Annotated in this window: 15 protein-coding genes and 1 pseudogene; 6 read left to right on the forward strand and 10 right to left on the reverse strand. The window is 42.1% G+C overall.

Features of this window, described 5'->3' with window-relative positions; all coding sequences use genetic code 11:
• Together A3775_RS16745 and A3775_RS16750 are read left to right on the forward strand one after the other, a co-directional pair.
• Positions 1-509, forward strand: a 509-nt coding sequence (locus A3775_RS16745) for an RNA-guided endonuclease TnpB family protein (protein WP_156481665.1), incomplete at its 5' end; no start/stop codon positions are given.
• Positions 510-1,104: 595 nt separating this feature from the next.
• The gene (locus tag A3775_RS16750) at positions 1,105-1,542 is read left to right on the forward strand and encodes a CAAD domain-containing protein (RefSeq protein WP_066377642.1); all 438 of its coding nucleotides are present in this window, start codon (positions 1,105-1,107) and stop codon (positions 1,540-1,542) included.
• A 163-nt stretch (positions 1,543-1,705) separates the two neighbouring features.
• Here A3775_RS16750 and A3775_RS16755 read toward each other — a convergent pair whose 3' ends face one another.
• Complete coding sequence (locus tag A3775_RS16755) at positions 1,706-2,995, reverse strand: homoserine dehydrogenase (protein ID WP_066425940.1); 1,290 nt, start codon at positions 2,993-2,995, stop codon at positions 1,706-1,708.
• Between the two features lie 126 nt (positions 2,996-3,121).
• Positions 3,122-4,429, reverse strand: coding sequence for a ferredoxin--NADP reductase (petH, locus tag A3775_RS16760; protein ID WP_066377614.1), 1,308 nt, complete (start codon positions 4,427-4,429; stop codon positions 3,122-3,124).
• Positions 4,430-5,555: 1,126 nt separating this feature from the next.
• Between petH and A3775_RS16765 the strand changes: the two genes are divergently transcribed.
• The 4 genes from A3775_RS16765 to pcrA all read left to right on the forward strand — a co-directional run bounded on the left by A3775_RS16765 (position 5,556) and on the right by pcrA (position 12,790).
• Positions 5,556-6,560 (forward strand): phosphoribulokinase, encoded by a 1,005-nt coding sequence (locus A3775_RS16765; protein WP_066425942.1) that lies wholly within the window; start codon positions 5,556-5,558, stop codon positions 6,558-6,560.
• 212 nt (positions 6,561-6,772) lie between these two features.
• Positions 6,773-8,047, forward strand: a complete 1,275-nt coding sequence (metK, locus tag A3775_RS16770) for a methionine adenosyltransferase (RefSeq protein WP_066377612.1) — start codon at positions 6,773-6,775, stop codon at positions 8,045-8,047.
• A 570-nt stretch (positions 8,048-8,617) separates the two neighbouring features.
• Positions 8,618-10,342: an ATP-binding protein gene (locus tag A3775_RS16775; protein ID WP_066425944.1), complete on the forward strand. Its 1,725-nt coding sequence runs from the start codon at positions 8,618-8,620 to the stop codon at positions 10,340-10,342.
• Positions 10,343-10,468: 126 nt separating this feature from the next.
• Entirely contained in the window at positions 10,469-12,790 is a 2,322-nt protein-coding gene (gene pcrA / locus A3775_RS16780; RefSeq protein ID WP_066377608.1) for a DNA helicase PcrA, read from the forward strand.
• Positions 12,791-12,869: 79 nt separating this feature from the next.
• Here the strand turns inward: pcrA and A3775_RS16785 are convergent, their stop codons facing one another.
• The 8 genes and pseudogenes from A3775_RS16785 to A3775_RS25090 all read right to left on the reverse strand — a co-directional run.
• On the reverse strand, positions 12,870-13,574 hold the full coding sequence (locus tag A3775_RS16785; protein WP_197480185.1) for a M15 family metallopeptidase: 705 nt from the start codon (positions 13,572-13,574) through the stop codon (positions 12,870-12,872).
• A gap of 93 nt (positions 13,575-13,667) precedes the next feature.
• Complete coding sequence (locus tag A3775_RS16790; protein ID WP_066425945.1) at positions 13,668-14,672, reverse strand: hypothetical protein; 1,005 nt, start codon at positions 14,670-14,672, stop codon at positions 13,668-13,670.
• 174 nt (positions 14,673-14,846) lie between these two features.
• Positions 14,847-15,962, reverse strand: a complete 1,116-nt coding sequence (locus A3775_RS16795; RefSeq protein ID WP_066377605.1) for an LptF/LptG family permease — start codon at positions 15,960-15,962, stop codon at positions 14,847-14,849.
• Positions 15,963-16,305: 343 nt separating this feature from the next.
• Positions 16,306-17,037: an LPS export ABC transporter ATP-binding protein gene (gene lptB / locus A3775_RS16800; protein ID WP_066377604.1), complete on the reverse strand. Its 732-nt coding sequence runs from the start codon at positions 17,035-17,037 to the stop codon at positions 16,306-16,308.
• A gap of 28 nt (positions 17,038-17,065) precedes the next feature.
• Positions 17,066-17,563, reverse strand: coding sequence for an LptA/OstA family protein (locus A3775_RS16805; protein ID WP_066377638.1), 498 nt, complete (start codon positions 17,561-17,563; stop codon positions 17,066-17,068).
• Between the two features lie 272 nt (positions 17,564-17,835).
• Positions 17,836-18,225 carry a DUF309 domain-containing protein gene (locus tag A3775_RS16810; protein ID WP_066377603.1) on the reverse strand — a complete coding sequence of 130 codons (390 nt, stop codon included), beginning with the start codon at positions 18,223-18,225 and terminating at the stop codon, positions 17,836-17,838.
• Complete coding sequence (locus A3775_RS16815; protein ID WP_066377602.1) at positions 18,222-18,587, reverse strand: ferredoxin thioredoxin reductase catalytic beta subunit; 366 nt, start codon at positions 18,585-18,587, stop codon at positions 18,222-18,224. The genes A3775_RS16810 and A3775_RS16815 overlap by 4 nt, the downstream gene beginning before the upstream one ends.
• A gap of 180 nt (positions 18,588-18,767) precedes the next feature.
• Positions 18,768-19,101, reverse strand: a pseudogene (locus A3775_RS25090) (DUF58 domain-containing protein); the annotation flags it as partial.

The following is a 19,101-nucleotide window of genomic DNA, read 5'->3' on the forward strand; positions in this document are numbered from 1 at the left end:
CTAGGGTATATGAACAAGTTAGCAATGTCCGTCAAGACTACCTACACAAACTGTCTAGAAAGATAGTTAATAACAATCAAGTGGTAGTAGTCGAAAACCTCAACGTCAAGGGCATGGTTCGTAACCACAAACTAGCGAAAGCGATATCTGATACTGGATGGGGAACCTTTGTCAATTTCCTAAGCTACAAATTAGAACGCAGTGGTGGAAAGTTGATAGAAATAAATCGATGGTTCCCTAGTTCCAAGCTTTGCTCTAATTGTCATTGTCAAATTTCGGAGTTACCACTAGATGTGAGAACTTGGACTTGCCCAAGCTGCGGTACTCATCACCATAGAGATGGTAATGCAGCGATAAATATTAGAGCAGAAGGCATCAGAATGCTGTCCTCCTCTGGGACGGGGGAGGCTAACGCCAATGGAGAGGATGTAAGACCAATTCGCGGACGCAAATCCAAGATGAGGCAATCTTCCGTGAAGTTGGAAGCTCCAACTATAGCGTCAGCTTAGTTGGAGTAGTTCACAAAACTGTAATCCGCCAAGACTGAAGTATTGATTCACGATAACAGGCGATCGCATTTTCCCATAATAGTACATTTGCACGCCATAAAGTCGATGACTTGGTTGGCGATTATGTTGGGAAATGATAACAATACTAATTTTTATTAATTATTGGTAGCGAAAATCAATACCGTAATTGACGAACACGGCTTAAGATAGCTTTAATAATCAGATGAAATCAGGGTTTGTGCTTGTATAAATGAGAAATGGAGTGATTTTGGCATGATCTGTACTTTAATTGAGTACGATGATCAGCAACTGACACAACCGAGGATAATGACAATCTGAGGACTTCAGTTGATTCACAACAGCAACACTCAGAAAGCGACTGATTTTATCATATTCTGTAGCCTTCTGACTTTCATTTGCCGACTGTCTACCTTGTAGTTGATGCAGTAGGTGTGAGAAGGCAATTATGGTTATAGGACATTACACCTAGTTCCTCAACTCAGTTTGATGCAAGAGTGCATTGCCTAATCAACAGCCTTTTGGTTGTAATTGTCCGGATGAGAGAACCTCAACTGTCAAATTTATGGAAGTGAAAATGCAAGAACCGGAATTCGCTCAAACCCAGTCCCAAGAGGCAAAAGTGCCAGATATCAACAACGAAACAGGAACTATTACTAAACTCCAGCCTCCTGTACAGTCTCAAGAGCAATGGTTAAAATACGGAGAACAAGTTTCTCAATTTTTAGGAACTCTGCCTGATTACGTCAGCAACTTTTTTAATCAATATAAACAACCCCTTGTCAGTGTTGGTTTAATTGTCGGTGCATTAGTTGCTGTCAGAATACTTTTGGCAGTATTGGATGCTTTAAATGATATTCCTTTGGTAGCACCAACTTTTGAGTTGATTGGTATTGGTTACTCTGCTTGGTTTGTTTATCGCTACTTACTCAAAGCTTCAACCAGACAAGAGTTAAACAATGAGATTACAACCCTGAAATCCCAAGTAGTGGGTCAAGATGGTTCAGAAAGCTAATTTCTGAGTCTACTACCGGGTATACATTCTCAATCAGATGGTCAAGCATTTTGCTTGACCATTTTGAGATTTTATGCAGTTACTAGCGGGACGGTAGGGTGCGTCAGATGTAGAAAATCTGTGCTTGACCAAATTATTTCCTCTGACGCACCCTACAACAGATTTACAATACTCGCAGGATGCTAGGGATACTATCGACTGCTTCTAAACTTTGAATTTCTGCCAAAGCTTGGCGAAAATCGCCTTCTCGGACATCGTGAGTCACCACTACAATTTCTGCTAGTTCGCCGTGAAAGCCTGTTTGGACAATTGACTCTAAACTGACACAATGATTGCCGAAACAAGTACCGAGTTTACCAATGACACCCGATTGGTCTTTGGTGAGGAATCGGGCATAAAATCGGCTGACAAGGTGGGATATGGGGGCAATTTGCGAGTAATCCTCATGTCTACAGGTTAACAGGGGATTGGGGGCGGCTGTATTGCTTTTGAGTGCGGCTACTAGATTTAAAATATCGGAAGTCACCGCACTAGCAGTAGCACCCGCACCCGCACCAGGGCCGAAAAACATGACTTGACCGATGGGTTCTCCTTCTACAAGAATGGCGTTATAAACACCGTTAATGCTTGCTAAAGGATGTACCTTGGGGACGAAGGTGGGATGAACTCTCACAGATAATTCTGAGGTATCGCTGACGCGATTGGTGGCGATCGCCAGTAATTTAATGACAAAGCCCAATTTTTCCGCATAGGCGATATCAGTTTGACTAACTTGACGAATGCCTTCACAATACACATCCTCTAAGCGAATGCGTCCCCCAAAGGCTAAGGAGGCTAAAATGGCGATTTTATCACCTGCATCTAAGCCGTCAACATCGGCGGTGGGGTCAGCCTCAGCGTAGCCTAAGCGTTGAGCATCCGCCAACACATCAGCGAAATCACTACCTTCGGTTTGCATCCGGGTGAGGATGTAGTTAGTCGTACCGTTGATGATACCAGTCACGGTATGAATGCGGTTGACGCTTAAAGCTTGCTTCAATGGTTGAATTACCGGAATGCCACCACCCACAGCCGCCTCTAGCATCACGTATAACCCGGCTTGATTGGCAGTTGTGAAAATTTCCGCCCCAAAGCGAGAAATGGCGGCTTTATTGGCGGTGACAACGTGTTTACCGTTTTTCAGGGCTTGCAACATCAGCGATCGCGCTGGTTCTAATCCGCCCATCACTTCCACAATTATATCTATCTCTGGGTCATTGACAATTGACTCTAAATCTGCTGTGATTACCTCCGATGGTAAATTAACATCACGGGGTTTATCAAGCGATCGCACACCCACGCGATAGATTTCAATTTCTTGTAACAATGGGTGACGGCCAGGCGCATCTTGTAGTAACTGCACCGTTCCCGTCCCTACCGTACCTAATCCTAAAATTCCCAGCTTTACGCCCACAAGCTTGCACCCAATTTCACCAATAACAATTGTAGGGCGAGTTATTCACCCACCCTACAGATTATCTTGTGTCAGTTGTCTTAGTCTAATCAGCTATTGATTAACGACTAATAACTCATCACGAACTTAGTATGTTTCAACGTGCCAACGGCCGGCTTTCTTGAGGGTTCTTTGATAATCACTCCAGACTACACCTTCTTTAGCAGCAGCAGCAGTCAAAGCCGCATCAATACCATTTTCCATCCCGCGTAAACCGCAGATGTAGGTGTGAGTTTTTTCATTTTTGATTAATTGCCACAATTCATCAGCGTATTCTGCCACACGGTCTTGAATGTACATTCTACCGCCTTCGGGGTTCTTTTGTTCCCGGCTGATGGCGTAAGTCAAGCGGAAGTTATCAGGATACTTCTGCTGCATTTCTTCCAATTCTTCTTTGTAAAGAATATTGGGAGTTGTAGGCACACCAAAAATCAACCAAGAGAAGCCCTTAAACTGGTACTCTGGGTTAGCTGCTCTTTCAGCATCCTTGAACATCCGCCACAGATAAGCACGCATAGGTGCGATACCTGTACCGGTAGCCATCATGATCACGTTGGCATCTTCGTCATCAGGTAACAGCATTTCCTTACCCACTGGGCCTGTGATTTTCACTTCTGCACCAGGCTCTAACTGAGTCAGGTAAGTAGAACAAACACCGTAAACTGTTTCACCGGTTTCTGGGTGTTTATACTCTAACTGACGCACACACAGAGAAACTGTCTTGTCATCTACATCATCACCGTGACGGGTGGAAGCGATAGAGTACAGTCTGAGTTTTTCTGGCTTACCGTTCTTATCTACACCAGGGGGAATAATACCAATACTTTGACCTTCGATGTACTTCAAATTACCATCGGAAAGGTCAAATTTTAAGTGTTGAACTATACCAATCCCGCCTTCTTGGACCAAGGTCTCATTCGAGATACACTTACCCATAAATGGCGCATTGGGGCGATAAGTATTAACAGGAACGTCAGCGTGTGCTTTTTTTGCTTTCGCTTGAGTCATGGTGTTGCCTTTGTTGTCTTTGTTCTTTTGCTGTTGTTCAGCTGGTGATTGAGCGAAGCCGTTCTCCTCACTTTTTGCTGTCACAGGTGTGGCTTTACCATTTTCCTGGCTACTAGCAGTTTCGCCGGGCGCAGCGTTACCGTTAAGTTGCTGTAGAACACTCGCAGGATGAATGCTCACAATTTTGCCACCTAAGCGAGTAATACGCTGCATTTCTTGATTCATGCGGTTGTAAGGCACTCTGATGAACACACTGCCACTTTTACGAATTGGGTAGTTGGTTTGATCAGTCTCTTCGTTCTGACGCAGACCCACTACTTCGTAAACGAAGACGCGGCTACCTGATTCTGTGTTGGCAGCACCTTCAAAAGCACCTTGGTTGTACATTCTTTCTACCACTCCGAAATTTACTTAACCTTTTCTCAAAAAAGTTTTCCCATCACAAGTCAGCTTTAGTTTATCGGATTTCCGGTAGCTAAAACTAGCGATCTGAGAAACTGGTGTTATCAACTAACACCTAGCATTAGTACACTCCCCAAGAACGTGTAGGCATAGTAATAAACACACCTGTTCCCCTACTACGGTAAAGGATAAGTCACTTGGAGAATGTTAATAATGTGTCAATTTAATCTTTTTTTTCGTAAAAAAATACCCATGCCTTTATCTCTGTCAAGAGCAAGATGCCGCGTTATACAACATCAGAAGGCAATTTCAATTGGTACTAACCCATGTTAATTTAGCCTTCAAAAGCTGCTGCTACACCAGCTTTTAATTTGAGTGGGCATTAGTTAACACTTTGAAAGCACCTGAGTCTCTTATTTATGCTTTTGCTGCTGAGATTTCCTGGTGATGGCTCATTCCACTCCTAGGATCTCAAACCAGCTAACAAACATTAATTGTATAAGAAGACTGAATATCAGCAGCTACACTTAGTTTTACGTGAAGTGAAACATCTGTCAACCTCTACCGTTACCATTCTATGATTACTGATGCTAACCTTGCCGTTAGTTGGTAATCTCATAGACTAACTCATGCTTGAGATAGATTCCAACTTTCATCTATTGAGCCACACTAAAGCCCAAACCTAAAATTTTGGCATATTTGGCAAATTTTCCGCCTAGATAAAATTATACCTTATAGGTTTAATCATATAAGGCAATTAACAATTAGAATAGCTACCTAATTGGTAAGTATTGAGGACGGAATTTTTGACCATCCCAACTCGATGATCAGTGTATTTGGTCAAGCATGAGATTCTATTGACAATAAATCTTGTATGGGATACTTCCTTCTGTTAAAATCAACTATACCACTAGGATTAAATACTTACCATCTCTCAAAGAAAGATATTCAGACGAGTAACGACCGTTAAGACAGGTTGTCAACTTGTCTGATCAGTCTTATATATTCGGTGAGTAGCAAGAACGCAGGATAAACCAAAGGGGTAAACTCCTGGCTTCACACTCTGCTGTGAAAAATTATTGATGACACATTTAGTATTTAGAGGAGATTTATGACAAGTAAGCCGGAACGCGTGGTACTGATTGGAGTAGCCGGAGACTCTGGGTGCGGTAAATCTACGTTTTTGCGTCGGTTGACAGATTTGTTTGGCGAAGAGTTGATGACAGTCATCTGTTTAGATGACTATCATTGTTTGGATCGTAAGCAACGCAAAGAAACTGGTATTACTGCACTTGACCCCAGGGCAAACAACTTTGATTTGATGTATGAGCAAATCAAAGCTCTCAAGGAAGGTCAAGCGATTAATAAGCCGATTTATAACCACGAAACCGGCGAGATCGATCCACCGGAAGTCGTAGAGCCGAATCATATTGTAGTGGTTGAGGGTCTACATCCGCTATATGATGAACGGGTGCGATCGCTCCTTGATTTTAGCGTTTACTTCGACATCAGCGACGAAGTAAAAATTGCTTGGAAAATCCAGCGTGACATGGCAGAACGTGGCCATCGCTACGAAGATGTACTTGCCGCCATCAACTCCCGCAAACCCGATTTCCAAAAATATATTGAACCACAAAGAGAATTCGCCGATGTGGTGCTACAAGTATTGCCCACCAACCTGATCAAAAACGATACAGAACGCAAAGTATTGCGGGTACGGATGCTACAACGGGAAGGAAAAGAAGGCTTTGAGCCAACTTACCTGTTTGATGAAGGCTCAACTATCCACTGGACACCTTGTGGACGTAAGCTGACCTGTTCCTACCCCGGTATGCAACTTTACTACGGTTCCGATGTTTACTACGGTCGTTATGTGTCAGTTCTAGAGGTAGACGGTCAATTTGACAACCTAGAAGAAGTAATTTACATCGAAACTCATCTGAGCCACACCTCTACTAAATATCAAGGTGAGATGACTCACTTATTACTCCAACACCGGGAGTATCCAGGTTCCAACAATGGAACTGGCTTATTCCAAGTGCTTACAGGTTTGAAAATGCGTGCTACTTACGAACGTTTAACAGCAAACGAAGCCAAGCTAGCAGTTAACGTTTAAAACAGCAGTGTTTGTGTCAAAAATGTTAGGAGTGCTGACAGCACTCCTTTTTTTTGGATAATTTGACTCAGAGCAAAGGCTGTAAGATTTTAAAGGTTTTTGGTGAAAGCAGAAAACAATAACTACTGAATGTGTCAATATTGTTATGATTCCAGTAATTAGTAGCTGCACTAATTCAGTCAGTGAAAATACTTTTAAAGGAGGAATACTCTTTGACTCAACGCTACTTATTCACCTCCGAGTCAGTTACCGAAGGTCATCCTGATAAAATCTGCGATCAGATTTCTGATACGATTTTAGATACCTTACTTACACAAGACCCTTCTAGCCGTGTGGCGGCTGAGGTAGTAGTAAATACTGGCTTGGTGCTAATCACTGGTGAAATCACTACCAAAGCCAACGTCAATTATGTGAATATTGCCCGCAAGAAAATTGCGGAAATTGGCTACATTGATGCTGATAATGGTTTTTCTGCCAACAGTACCAGTGTAATTGTCGCTTTAGACGAACAATCACCGGATATTGCCCAAGGTGTTGACACTGCTCACGAAACCCGCCAACAAGATAGTGATGAAATATTTGACACTATCGGTGCTGGTGATCAAGGGATTATGTTTGGTTTTGCTTGTAACGAAACCCCTGAAATGATGCCCTTGCCTGTGAGTTTAGCACACCGGATTGCCCGTCGATTAGCCGCAGTCCGTAAAACAGGAGAGTTAGCCTATCTTCGTCCTGATGGTAAAACCCAAGTTACCGTGATCTATGAAGATGGTCGTCCCGTAGGTATTGATACTATTCTCATTTCCACCCAGCACACAGCCACTATCGGTGATATCACTGATGAGGCAGCAGTTCAAGCCAAAATTAAACAAGATTTGTGGACGGCTGTAGTGGCACCTGTGTTTAATGACATAGAGATTAAACCTGGTGAAGAAACACGCTTTTTAGTGAATCCCACTGGTAAATTTGTCATCGGTGGCCCTCAAGGTGATTCTGGTTTGACTGGACGGAAAATTATTGTCGATACCTACGGTGGGTATTCACGACATGGTGGTGGTGCTTTCTCTGGAAAAGATCCCACCAAAGTAGACCGTTCAGCAGCTTATGCGGCTCGTTATGTCGCCAAAAACATTGTCGCGGCTGGGTTGGCTGATAAATGTGAAGTCCAGTTGAGCTACGCTATTGGTGTAGCTAGACCTGTGAGTATTTTTCTGGATACCTTCGGCACTGGCAAAGTTGATGATCAAACCTTGCTGGAATTAGTTAAGCAGAACTTTGAACTACGTCCGGCGGGAATTATTCATGCCTTCAACTTACGCAACTTACCAAGTGAAAGAGGCGGACGTTTTTATCAGGACGTCGCGGCTTACGGACACTTTGGCCGGAATGACTTAGATTTACCTTGGGAACGCACCGATAAGGCGGAATTCTTGAAGCAAGCGGTGAACCATTCTCTATCAGCTGCGATCGCACAGGCACTAAAGTAAATTCCAGACAGTAGAATTGAGGTGATTTATCTTTTTTGAGAGTTATTTCTCACCTCAGTATCATGATCAAAAATTACTCAATAACCTCTGGCTAAAAGTTAATAGTCAGAGGATTTTTTTGACTAAATCCGCTAATATTAGGACTTACGCATCATATTTTCCGGGAGTTTAGCTGAAAAAAAGGAGTAGGTAATGGGGGGTAAGGGTGTAAGGGTTTAGGGGTGTAGGGGAAAAACTTTTTCATATTACAAACTTCCCCCAGGAAATGGTTAAAATTGGCTATAGCCAAGTGTTAGCATAATGAGGCTGCAATACCTGTGTAATTAACTAAGCGTCTTCTAATAGTCAAGAAGAGGTTATGACAAAATTGGTCTGGGTTGCAGCAAAAAATCTTTGTAAAATTTCATATCAAAACAAATTAAATTGAATGAAGTCATGCGAATTATCTAGAAAATAATTATTTGTGCTGGTGATAAAAGTAGATAATGTAAATGTTAATTGCCGTTTGCTGTATTGAGACAAATAATACTGATGTGGTGATTTTTGCGGGAGGGATAAGGAGATTTGAGGATGCAAACTCAACAACCAATCCCTGTTGACAACAGTTTAGAAGGCGAAAACGTGTCAGGAAAAGAGCCATCCATAGATGAACTCCCGACGATAGAATTTCCCTCACGCGGGAAACTCAAAGCCAGTTCTTGGCGCATACATCAAAAAATTGGTTATGGCTACTTTGTAGCTATTGGGATTGGATTTTTCGGCTCCCTGACTGGATTAGTGATTGCCAACTACTACCGGGGAAGAGAAATTAGGCAATTTAATCAAGCTCAAGAGCAAAGACAATTACTGAGTGATTATAAAGATGCTGTAATGGGAGCGCAACTGCATAGCTCTAAGATAGTGGCTTTATTAGAAGACTCACAACGGCTACCAGGTAAAAAGGCCGATTTTTTGAAGGATGTAGAGAAAGCCAAGAACATAGAGCAGAAACTTGATAAGTATATCAAAGATGCTCCTCAATATTTATTAGCGGCGACGAGTGCGAATTTACAGGCTTTATTACAAGATTATGCCTCGAACTTAAAAACTTACGTTCAGCAAATCGATCAAGTCTTACAAAACACCCAACAGCCTGTACCACCACAACAGGTAGCTGTAGTGCGATCGCAGTTATTGAAAGTTATGCGTGGCTACACAGCCATGCAACTAGAGCAGCTATCAGACAAATTGAGCAACATCCTCAGAACGGCTGAACAACAAGAGCAGAAAAGACAAAGAGATGTTGAGCAAGCCAAAGGAGTTGAGAGATTAATTGTGATGGTGAGTATGCTGGTATCAGTGGCGATCGCCGCTATCATAGCATGGCGCACCAGTCGGGCGATTGCTGAACCGGTAATTACTGTCACTCAAGTCGCTGAACAAGTCGCACGCAAATCCAATTTTGATCTACGCGCTCCCGTCACCACAGAAGATGAAATTGGCTTACTAGCAAAATCACTGAATCGTTTAATTGAAAGAGTATCCGAACGAACAAAAGAATTAGAGCAAGCCAAAGAATTAGCCGAAGCCGCCAGCAAAGCCAAAAGTAGGTTTTTGGCTAATGTCAGTCATGAGTTACGTACACCGTTAAATGCAGTCATCGGCTTGAGTCAACTGTTACAAGATGATGCCACTGATCTAAATTTATCACCAGATTTTATCACCGACTTAGAAACCATCAACTCGGCTGGACGACATCTACTAGAACTGATTAACGACATCCTCGACGTATCCAAAATTGAAGCCGAGAAAATGACTCTCTACCCAGAGACATTTGAAATTATCACCCTCATTAATAACGTTGTCCTCACAGTCAAACCATCCATCGAAAAAAATGGTAATGTGTTAGAAGTACATTGTGATCAACACTTAGGCGCAATGTACGCCGACCAAACTAGAATGCGGCAAGTCTTATTAAACCTTTTAAGTAATGCAGCTAAATTTACCACTAACGGCAAGATAACCCTCACAGTTAAGAAAGACATCCAAGACTGCTCACTAGCAGCACCCTTGGGAACTATTACCTTCACTGTGAGTGATACAGGGATTGGGATGTCTCTCGCTCAACAGCAACAGTTATTTCAACCCTTTATGCAAGGGGATACTTCCACTACGAAAAAGTATGGTGGTACAGGTTTAGGTTTAGCCATCAGTCGCCACTTTTGTCAAATGATGGGAGGTGAAATTGTGGTGCAGAGTCAACCGGGAGTTGGTTCTACTTTCACAGTTAACTTACCATTGACGGCGCAGGAGTAAATTAGGGACTCTTGACTGGGGAGCGGAAGAAGCGGAGGAGAAAAACTAATGACTAATAACTAATAACTAATAACTAATAACTAATGACTAATGACTATTAATTAAGTTATCAGCACTGCTCACACCATGACTACAAGTATCGACTTTCTCAGTCAACTCAACCCTAGCCAACGCCAAGCTGTAGAACATTATTGCGGCCCTTTGTTAGTTGTGGCTGGTGCTGGTTCAGGGAAAACACGCGCCTTAACTTACCGCATTGCTAACTTGATTTTAAAACACCGTGTCGCACCGGAAAATATTCTGGCGGTGACTTTCACTAACAAAGCTGCACGGGAAATGAAAGAACGGATTCAAAAACTGTTTGCTGAACAGTTGGCAATGACAGAATATGGTGAAAGGTTAGAGTTGTTGCCAGAATACGAACAGACTCAATTGCGATCGCGCGTTTATAAAAATACCATTAAAGACTTGTGGTGTGGCACTTTCCACAGTCTCTTTTCTCGCATTCTGCGCTTTGATATTGAAAAATACCAAGACGAAAAAGGGCGTAAATGGAATCGTAATTTTTCCATCTTTGATGAGTCTGATGTTCAAAGTTTAATGAAAGAAATCGTCACGAAACAATTAAATTTAGACGATAAAAAATTTGAACCTCGTTCTGTACGTTACGCCATCAGCAACGCTAAAAACCAAGGCTTTTCACCAGAAGAATTTCAGAAAGAACAACCAAATTATCGCGGTAGAGTCATTGCTGATGTTTATAATCTTTATCAGCAAAGACTAGCAGAAAATAACGCCCTCGATTTTGATGATTTAATTCTCGTCCCTACCAGATTATTTCAACAAAATGAACAGGTTTTAGGTTATTGGCATCACAAATTTTGTCATATTCTCGTCGATGAATATCAAGACACTAACCGCACTCAATACGAACTAATTCGCCTGTTAGTAACAAATGGTGAAGAACGTAAGAGTGAATGGAATTGGCAAAATCGCTCAGTGTTTGTAGTGGGTGATGCTGACCAATCTATTTACAGTTTTAGAATGGCTGATTTTACCATATTGTTGGAATTTCAGCAAGATTTCGGCGACGGTTTGCCAGATGACGATACCAGAACGATGGTGAAGTTAGAAGAAAACTATCGCTCTTGTGAAAATATTCTGCAAGCTGCTAACGAACTCATTGAAAATAACACCCAACGTATTGATAAAATTCTCAAACCTACAAGGGGAGCAGGTGAGCAAATTTATTGTCACAAAGCTGACGATGAATTAGCAGAAGCGGAGTTTGTGATTAGACAAATTCGCACCTTAGAATACCAAAACCCGGAATTAAATTGGGGTAGTTTTGCGATTCTGTATCGTACCAACGCCCAATCTCGCCCCTTTGAAGAATTGTTAGTCAGAAATCAAATTCCTTATACAGTTGTCGGGGGGATGAAGTTTTATGATCGCAAAGAAATTAAAGATGTCTTGGCTTATTTGAAGGCGATCGCGAATCCATCTGATACAGTCAGTTTATTACGAGTTATCAATACACCCCGGCGTGGTATTGGTAAAGCCACCATTGATAATTTAATGAATGCCTCCCAGCAATTAGGCACAACTCTCTGGGAAATATTGAGCGATGAAACCTCAGTTAATACCTTAGCCGGGCGTTCCGCCAAAGCGGTGAATAATTTTGCCCAAATGATTAGTCGTTGGCAAGGAGAAATAGCCACAGTTCCAGTTACCGAGTTGGTAATGGGAATTTTAGATGATTCTGGCTACGTGCAGGATTTACAAAATCAAGGTACAGACGAAGCAGAGGACAGAATTCAAAACATCCAAGAATTATATAATGCGGTGCAGCAATTTCAAGAAGAAAGTGAGGATGTTTCTTTAACAGCCTTCTTGCAAAGTACCGCCCTGAGTTCGGATTTAGATAACTTAAAAGAAGGACAAGCTGCTGTTTCCTTGATGACTTTGCACGCTTCCAAAGGGTTAGAATTTCCTGTAGTGTTTTTGGTAGGGTTAGAACAGGGATTATTCCCTAGTTACCGTTCTTTGAATGATCCCGCTAGCTTAGAAGAAGAACGCCGCCTGTGTTACGTGGGCATTACCCGCGCCCAAGAGAGGCTACATCTATCCTTTGCCCGTGAACGGCGTTTGTATGGTACACGAGAACCTGCCATGCGATCGCAATTTCTTGACGAACTACCCCCGGAATTATTAGCTACTCAAAGGAAAAGCCGTCAAAGTTACACAAAAGCACCAGTAGGTAATAGTAAGTCAGCAACTACCCAGAATTGGCGAGTTGGTGAGCGTGTATTACATAAAACTTTTGGTATTGGTGAAATCTCTCATGTTTTTGGAACAGGAAATAAGCTATCTGTGGCGGTTAAATTTGCGAGTTTGGGACAAAAGATTATTGATCCTCAAGCAGCGCAGTTGCAAAAACTAGATTAAAATCCACCCTCTTGTAGAGACGCGATTAATCGCGTCTTGATTTAATCCCTGTTCCCTATTCCCCGTTCCCTGTTCCCTTTTATACTAAACGCCCATAACGGGCTGTAGGTTCATCATTCAACCAAGCCCACATTTGATCACCGTAACAAAAATGCCACCATTCTCTAGGGTTACGCTGAAAACCTGATTTTAACATGACATCATGTAACAACTGACGATGAGCATGATATTGTTGTGCGGCTGGATGCTGACTATTGGCATAGTAATCGGGATGCGATCGCTCTGACAAATCATCTATTGGCGAACCCATATTTATCACGTTTCCCGCATCATCTACCAATGTAATATCCACTGCTGCACCTGTACTGTGAGGTGGTGGTGTGTTTTGATCCAGACTGGGTGTAGCCCAAATTTCATAAACAGCCGCCCAAATTTCTTGACTTTGCTGTGGTGTTAACTCAACCGCACTCAGCCCCCTTTCCCTGACTGCGCTAGCAAAGCTGTAATCTACCATAAACTGCTGTACAGCTACCGGGCGATAAGCATCAAAAATCTGAATGCGCCAATGCGGACGCAGCAATTGTAGATAATTCTGAGCTTGAATTAAATTCTCAACTACACGCTGACGCAGATAATAGGGCGAATATTCACCATAAGGCGCGCCTAGTTTTTCATAAGGATGGGGAGATTCCACGGCAAACAGTTCCAAAGGAATCTGTACTAACGCTTCTCCACATTCCAAAATTGGTATCTGGTGATACGGTCTTATCTGATAAGTTTGCATTCACTTCACTCACAACCACAAATTTCAGGTAGCCATTCCTTGGCACTTCATTTATATACTGAGATTCGGGTTGACGAATATAGGCAATTTAAATTAAGGATATTGATGAGGTTGCTGCCAAATAGAATTATTGTAGTTATTAGGTACTACTTGAGTTGTGGGTGTTACCACTCCATTTCGACTATTGCGGACAGTATAGGGGCCAATAATCGGCGATGTACGCGTAATAACTGGTGATGTCACCTGTACCTGACTAGGCACTGTCTGAAGATGATTGTAATTAGTGTAATAATTGGGTGACAGATTAGGTGTATTTTGGGGAATATCAGCCGGTCTAGAATTTATCACCGTGCTAGGTGAAAAACTTTGCATGGGTGAAATATTTAGGGGTGCTGTCTGTAGAACTCCTCCAACAGCAGAATTGCTGATAGAATTGGTAACAGATGAACTTGTATAATTCAAGCTGCTAGTTGGTTGACTGAAAACTGTGGCTGAGGGATTAATCGAGCTACTATTCTGACTAATGTTGCTGAGAGTCTGTAATTCTGGTGCTACTCCCGCAGCATTTACTGGATTATTTGTTGCTTGAGAGGCAGGATTAAAAGACTGCAATCCCAATAACTGATGATTATCAGTTGCTCCAAACCGCAATAAATTTTCTGCTTGTGTGACAAAGATGTTGTTTTGCGGTGTGGTGATCGTATAAATGCTCTGTGAGACAGAATTGGATGGCTTAGTTCTAGCAGATTGTGGTTTTTTGCTGACGCTTGCTAGTTGGTTGTTGCTGTTATTGTCTTGAGAGTTGTTGGTGGTGACTGGTAAGTTAAGTGACTGTGAGCTATCCAACAACAGAGGTAAATTATCAATATCTGCCGCGATCGCTCTATCCTCATCCGATAATTCGGAGCCAATAGCGTCTGACTCAGTGACTTGGTTGCGCTGTTGAGTAAATATATCTGGATTTGACCAATATTGTTGAATCAGCAAACCCAACACGCATAAAAAAATTGCTGTTCCCCAAAAACTAGGTCGTCCTAAATTCAACAATCTGGCTTTGAGATAGCGTAAGTTGGCAGGAGGATAACGACGATTTGACATGGTTAATTAATAAAAATTTACGTAAGGTGACATAATTTTTTTTAAGTATTTCTGCGGTGATTGTTAACTCCAATGATGTTTTCATCGTAGCTGTTGATTTAGTTATTATCTTAAATTCGTTGAATTAGTTATTATTGTACCCAGGACTCCCCAATCCCAACTCCCTGTTATCATCTAGCGTTGAGCAACCCGCACTAACAAGAAGATTCCTATAACCAAACCCATGAAATTTGGTAGCCATGCACCCATAAACGGAGAAACAATACCCGCTTGTCCGAGTGCGCCAGTCATAAAACTGAGTAAGTAATAAGAAAAAATCACAATCACACTAATACCAAAACTTGTCCCGCGCCCAGTGCGTTGGGGTACGGTTCCCATAGCTGCGCCGACTAAGCCAAAAACTACACAGACAAATGGTAAGGCGATTTTTTGCTGAATCCGAACTTCTAGTTTACGAATTTTTTGGCGATCGCCTCCGAGCCTTTCTATGGTTAACTGTTCTAATGCTTCGGCAATATTCATTTCCCCATAGTCGCGGCTTTTTTCTGCCAGACTTAAGGGTGTACGGGGTAGTCGCAGTTGTTGCTGTTCAAACCGCAAAATATTGCGGTAAGACCTATCAGGTGCTACTAAATAGATAGTGCCATTATAAAAATCCCAAACACCCTGAGAGCCATTCCATTGGCCAGATTCTGCCACAACAATTTGATTTAAACCTTCCGTAGAACGGTCTATAACTGTTAAACCTTTCATCCGTTGACCATCAAACTGGTCAGCATAAAATAGGCGTGTCAATATTCTGCTTTTACTGCCATCTGGCTGTTGAATTTCCTTATATTCAGGATAAAAAATATTTTGTTGCTTAAAAGTGGGTTTGTCTGACTTGAGTGCCTGCTGTAAAGTCAGAGTGGCTTGATAATTAGCGGCTGGTGCAATTTGCTCATTAAATAAAAACGTCATCCCTGTGACAACAAAACTCAACATCACAGCAGTTAGCACCATCCGATAAACACTCACCCCACAACCACGCAAAGCAATTAATTCACTTTCGCTAGAAAGACGACTATAAGCCATTAACGTCGCCAACAGCGTAGACATGGGAAAAGCTAAAACAATAAAATTAGGTAGCTTTAAGAGAAAAACCTGAACGGCAATACTGATAGGTAGCCCAGATTCTACAACTTTTCTGACTAGCTCAAATACTGCATCAATAGTGACACCAATTGATGAAAAAGCCCCAACACCGAATAAAAATGTGGGTAACAATTCGCTAGCCAAGTACCTATCCATGATTGTCACAGGTAGCAGCGAATTGAAACTGTAGAATGACGAGAGCTTTTTGGATATCATATACAAATGTAAAAATTAAACATGGGCAGCCCAGACAAACCAAAATTTATACATCTGATTTTGTTGAGTAATTACAGCATAAGTCAGGTGTCAGAAATCAGAAGTAAAACAGGCTCTATATCTAGCTTTCATCATTAAATTTTATACTTGGAAAACTTGCTGTAAAAAAAGTTAAAAATTCTTTTTTAAAATTATTCAGCAAAAATTACTAAATATCTATGATTAACTACGTCCACGAACCAGCATAAACAACTTTTCTTTGCTTCTACCTGCTGCCTTCTACTTAATAGACTTGGAAATTATCACCCAAATAATACTGCCGCACGAGGGGATTACTGTAGAGTTCTTCAGCGTTACCATAGGCGAGGATTTGTCCTTCACGCATGATATATGCACGGTCAGTAATAGCCAAGGTTTCGCGGACATTGTGATCTGTGATTAAGATACCCATACCGCGATCGCGCAGTTGTGCCACAATTTGCTGTATCTCAGACACAGCTATGGGATCAACACCTGCAAATGGTTCATCTAACAGTAAAAACTTTGGCCCTTCTCTTCCTGCGGCTAAAGCCCTAGCTAATTCTGTGCGTCGTCTTTCCCCCCCAGAAAGTTGAATGCCTTTGCTTTTAGCCACTTTTTCCAAGCGAAACTCTCGCAGTAACGTTGAGAGTCGCTGTGACCACTCCCAGCGCGGTACATTGGTTTGTTCTAATACCAAAAGAATATTATCTTGTACTGAGAGTTGGCGAAAAACGCTAGCCTCCTGTGCTAGATAGCCAATACCCAACCGCGCCCGTTTGTGCATTGGCAATCCAGTAATATCTAAATTATCTAGCCAAACTTTCCCCTGATTGGGTTTCTCTAACCCTGTGGCAATGTAAAATGTCGTTGTTTTACCAGCCCCATTCGGGCCTAGTAAACCGACAATTTCACCCTGAGCAACAGAAAGGTTAACGCGATTGACAATAACTCGCTTACCGTAAGATTTGTGAATATTTTCTAAAACAATTTTCACTATTCGCAGACTGTCTTAATGGTTGATGCTATTGAGAACGTCTGAATCCTGGCGTTTGGGGTGCGGGTGTCCCGGTGTTACCGTTAAGTTCTGAGTCTTGCACCATATAGACAGACTCTACCTGACGGTTAGATTGGGGTAAAGCCACAAATCGTCCTTCATCAATCAAATATGTTACCCTTTCGGCGCGGATACTATTACCGCCTTGTTGCAAAATATAGACATTACCAGTGAAATCAATGCGGCGTTCCTTACTAAAGTATTGAGCTTGAGCGGCTGTAGCCTGGATTTGACGAGCAGGGTACAACATCTGTACATTACCACGAGCCGTGATCACCTGATTTTTTGCATCGTATTCTTGGATGTCAGCACGGATAGTCAGAGGTCGATTTCCCCCTGATGTTTGTGCAGTAGCCGTGGGTATGGGGTGAGGCAAAGCTAAAGCACCAAAGAATGCGGTTGGTAGCAGTAACGCTAATCCCAATTGACGCATTTTTGACAAGGGAAATTGATAGTAGGGCTTCATGGCCATTTGGTATTCTGGATTTCAGCTTGTATACTAATTATGTCAAGTAGTTTATCCGAAAATAAAATCTTCACCAGGAAGTAATTTTGGATAGAAACTGGTTAGGAGATTGACGCTTGACAAAAGCTGAGAGTTTCTTCACTATTCAAAATTCAAAATACCCTGCGGGATTTTACAGGAAAATCTCTCCGCCAAGCGAAGAGACTCTACAGAGAAGGGTTTTCTGACTGCTTGCTGAGAACTCAGCCCATGAATGTAGAAGTCAGGATCAATTATTGTTCAACTACAACTATTTTAGGTAAAGGCAAAGCTTGATTTTTAGCTATATCGGTATTTATTGTATTTGTAGCAATTTCTTGTATAGCTTTTAACAAGTCTGCACTCTGGTTAAGTAATTCGTCTACATCAATACCGCCGTAACTGGATGGGTAACGTCGCAGGCGATTACTGCCTTCTCCTAGTAATATAGCTGCACCTCGCCAGTTGCGATTACCCAAATGATAAAGAGCTACAGCAATTTGAAGAATACCCTGATAAAAGGTTTTTTCCGGTTCGCTGGCTTCAATCCATAAAGCTTCTAGGGTGTCATGACAGGCGTAGAACTGTCCAGCATTAAATTGTTCTACACCTTGCCAATATTCTGGGGGCATGGTTTCACTCATCCCATGCTATCCCGCACTTCTTTAATGGTGTCGAGAGTGATGTCTTGATTTTTTCCGGCAAACTCATTTTCTGGGGTGAGGAAAAGCATACAGTGGCACTCTTTACGTTCTCGCATCGGTACACAAGGACAGTTCCAATACGCGGCTTTGACTTCTGCTTCTTTATCTTCGTAGTGACGACATGGACATAAAGGCGCGCCTAGTTCGTCTTTATGTTTCGCGAGTCCTTCAATCACAACGGCAGTCACGGAAGGTTCAGAACAAAAGTAAGTTTCGGTACGCTTGGCATATTGTTCTGAGAACTGGCGCATGGCCTCTAGACTTTTATCGCTGGATTTTGTATTGGCTTCGGATGAAATCATTGGGATCGGCAGTTGATAATTTAAATATTTCTTTGCATTGTACCGCAGTCACAGTCGGGTATTGTTGGGGAGATGTCCCCAACCTGAGTTTTTCACGCTAATATTTTTCCACAACAGGGATCAAAAGAAACTATGTCAGCATTCATTGATTTTTTAAATACATAAGTTTTAATCTCATAATCAATTTAAGGATTTTTGTAACTGTAGTTGTAGGGTCTGTTCTTTCTCTATGACGATGCCAGGGTAATCTCTATTAATGACTACTGCTTCTGTTGGTGATGATATGTCTTGCCAGAGCAACCAACGGCTACCTTGAGGGAGTGTAGAAAGACTGAGGGGATTTTGGGTTAACCAAATCAAGGGAGACTGAAAATCTGGCTCGTTAGCATCTTCGTGATATCTAGTTTCTGCTAGAGTTTCTAAAACAGTGCGATGGCTCTGCCCGTCGGAGGCATCGCCTTTGACTAATCCTGTGGCTGCTGTCCACAGTTGCACCTGTAATTGCTGACGCTGT

Origin of the sequence: Anabaena sp. 4-3, assembly GCF_001597745.1 — a bacterium.
GTDB lineage: Bacteria > Cyanobacteriota > Cyanobacteriia > Cyanobacteriales > Nostocaceae > Trichormus.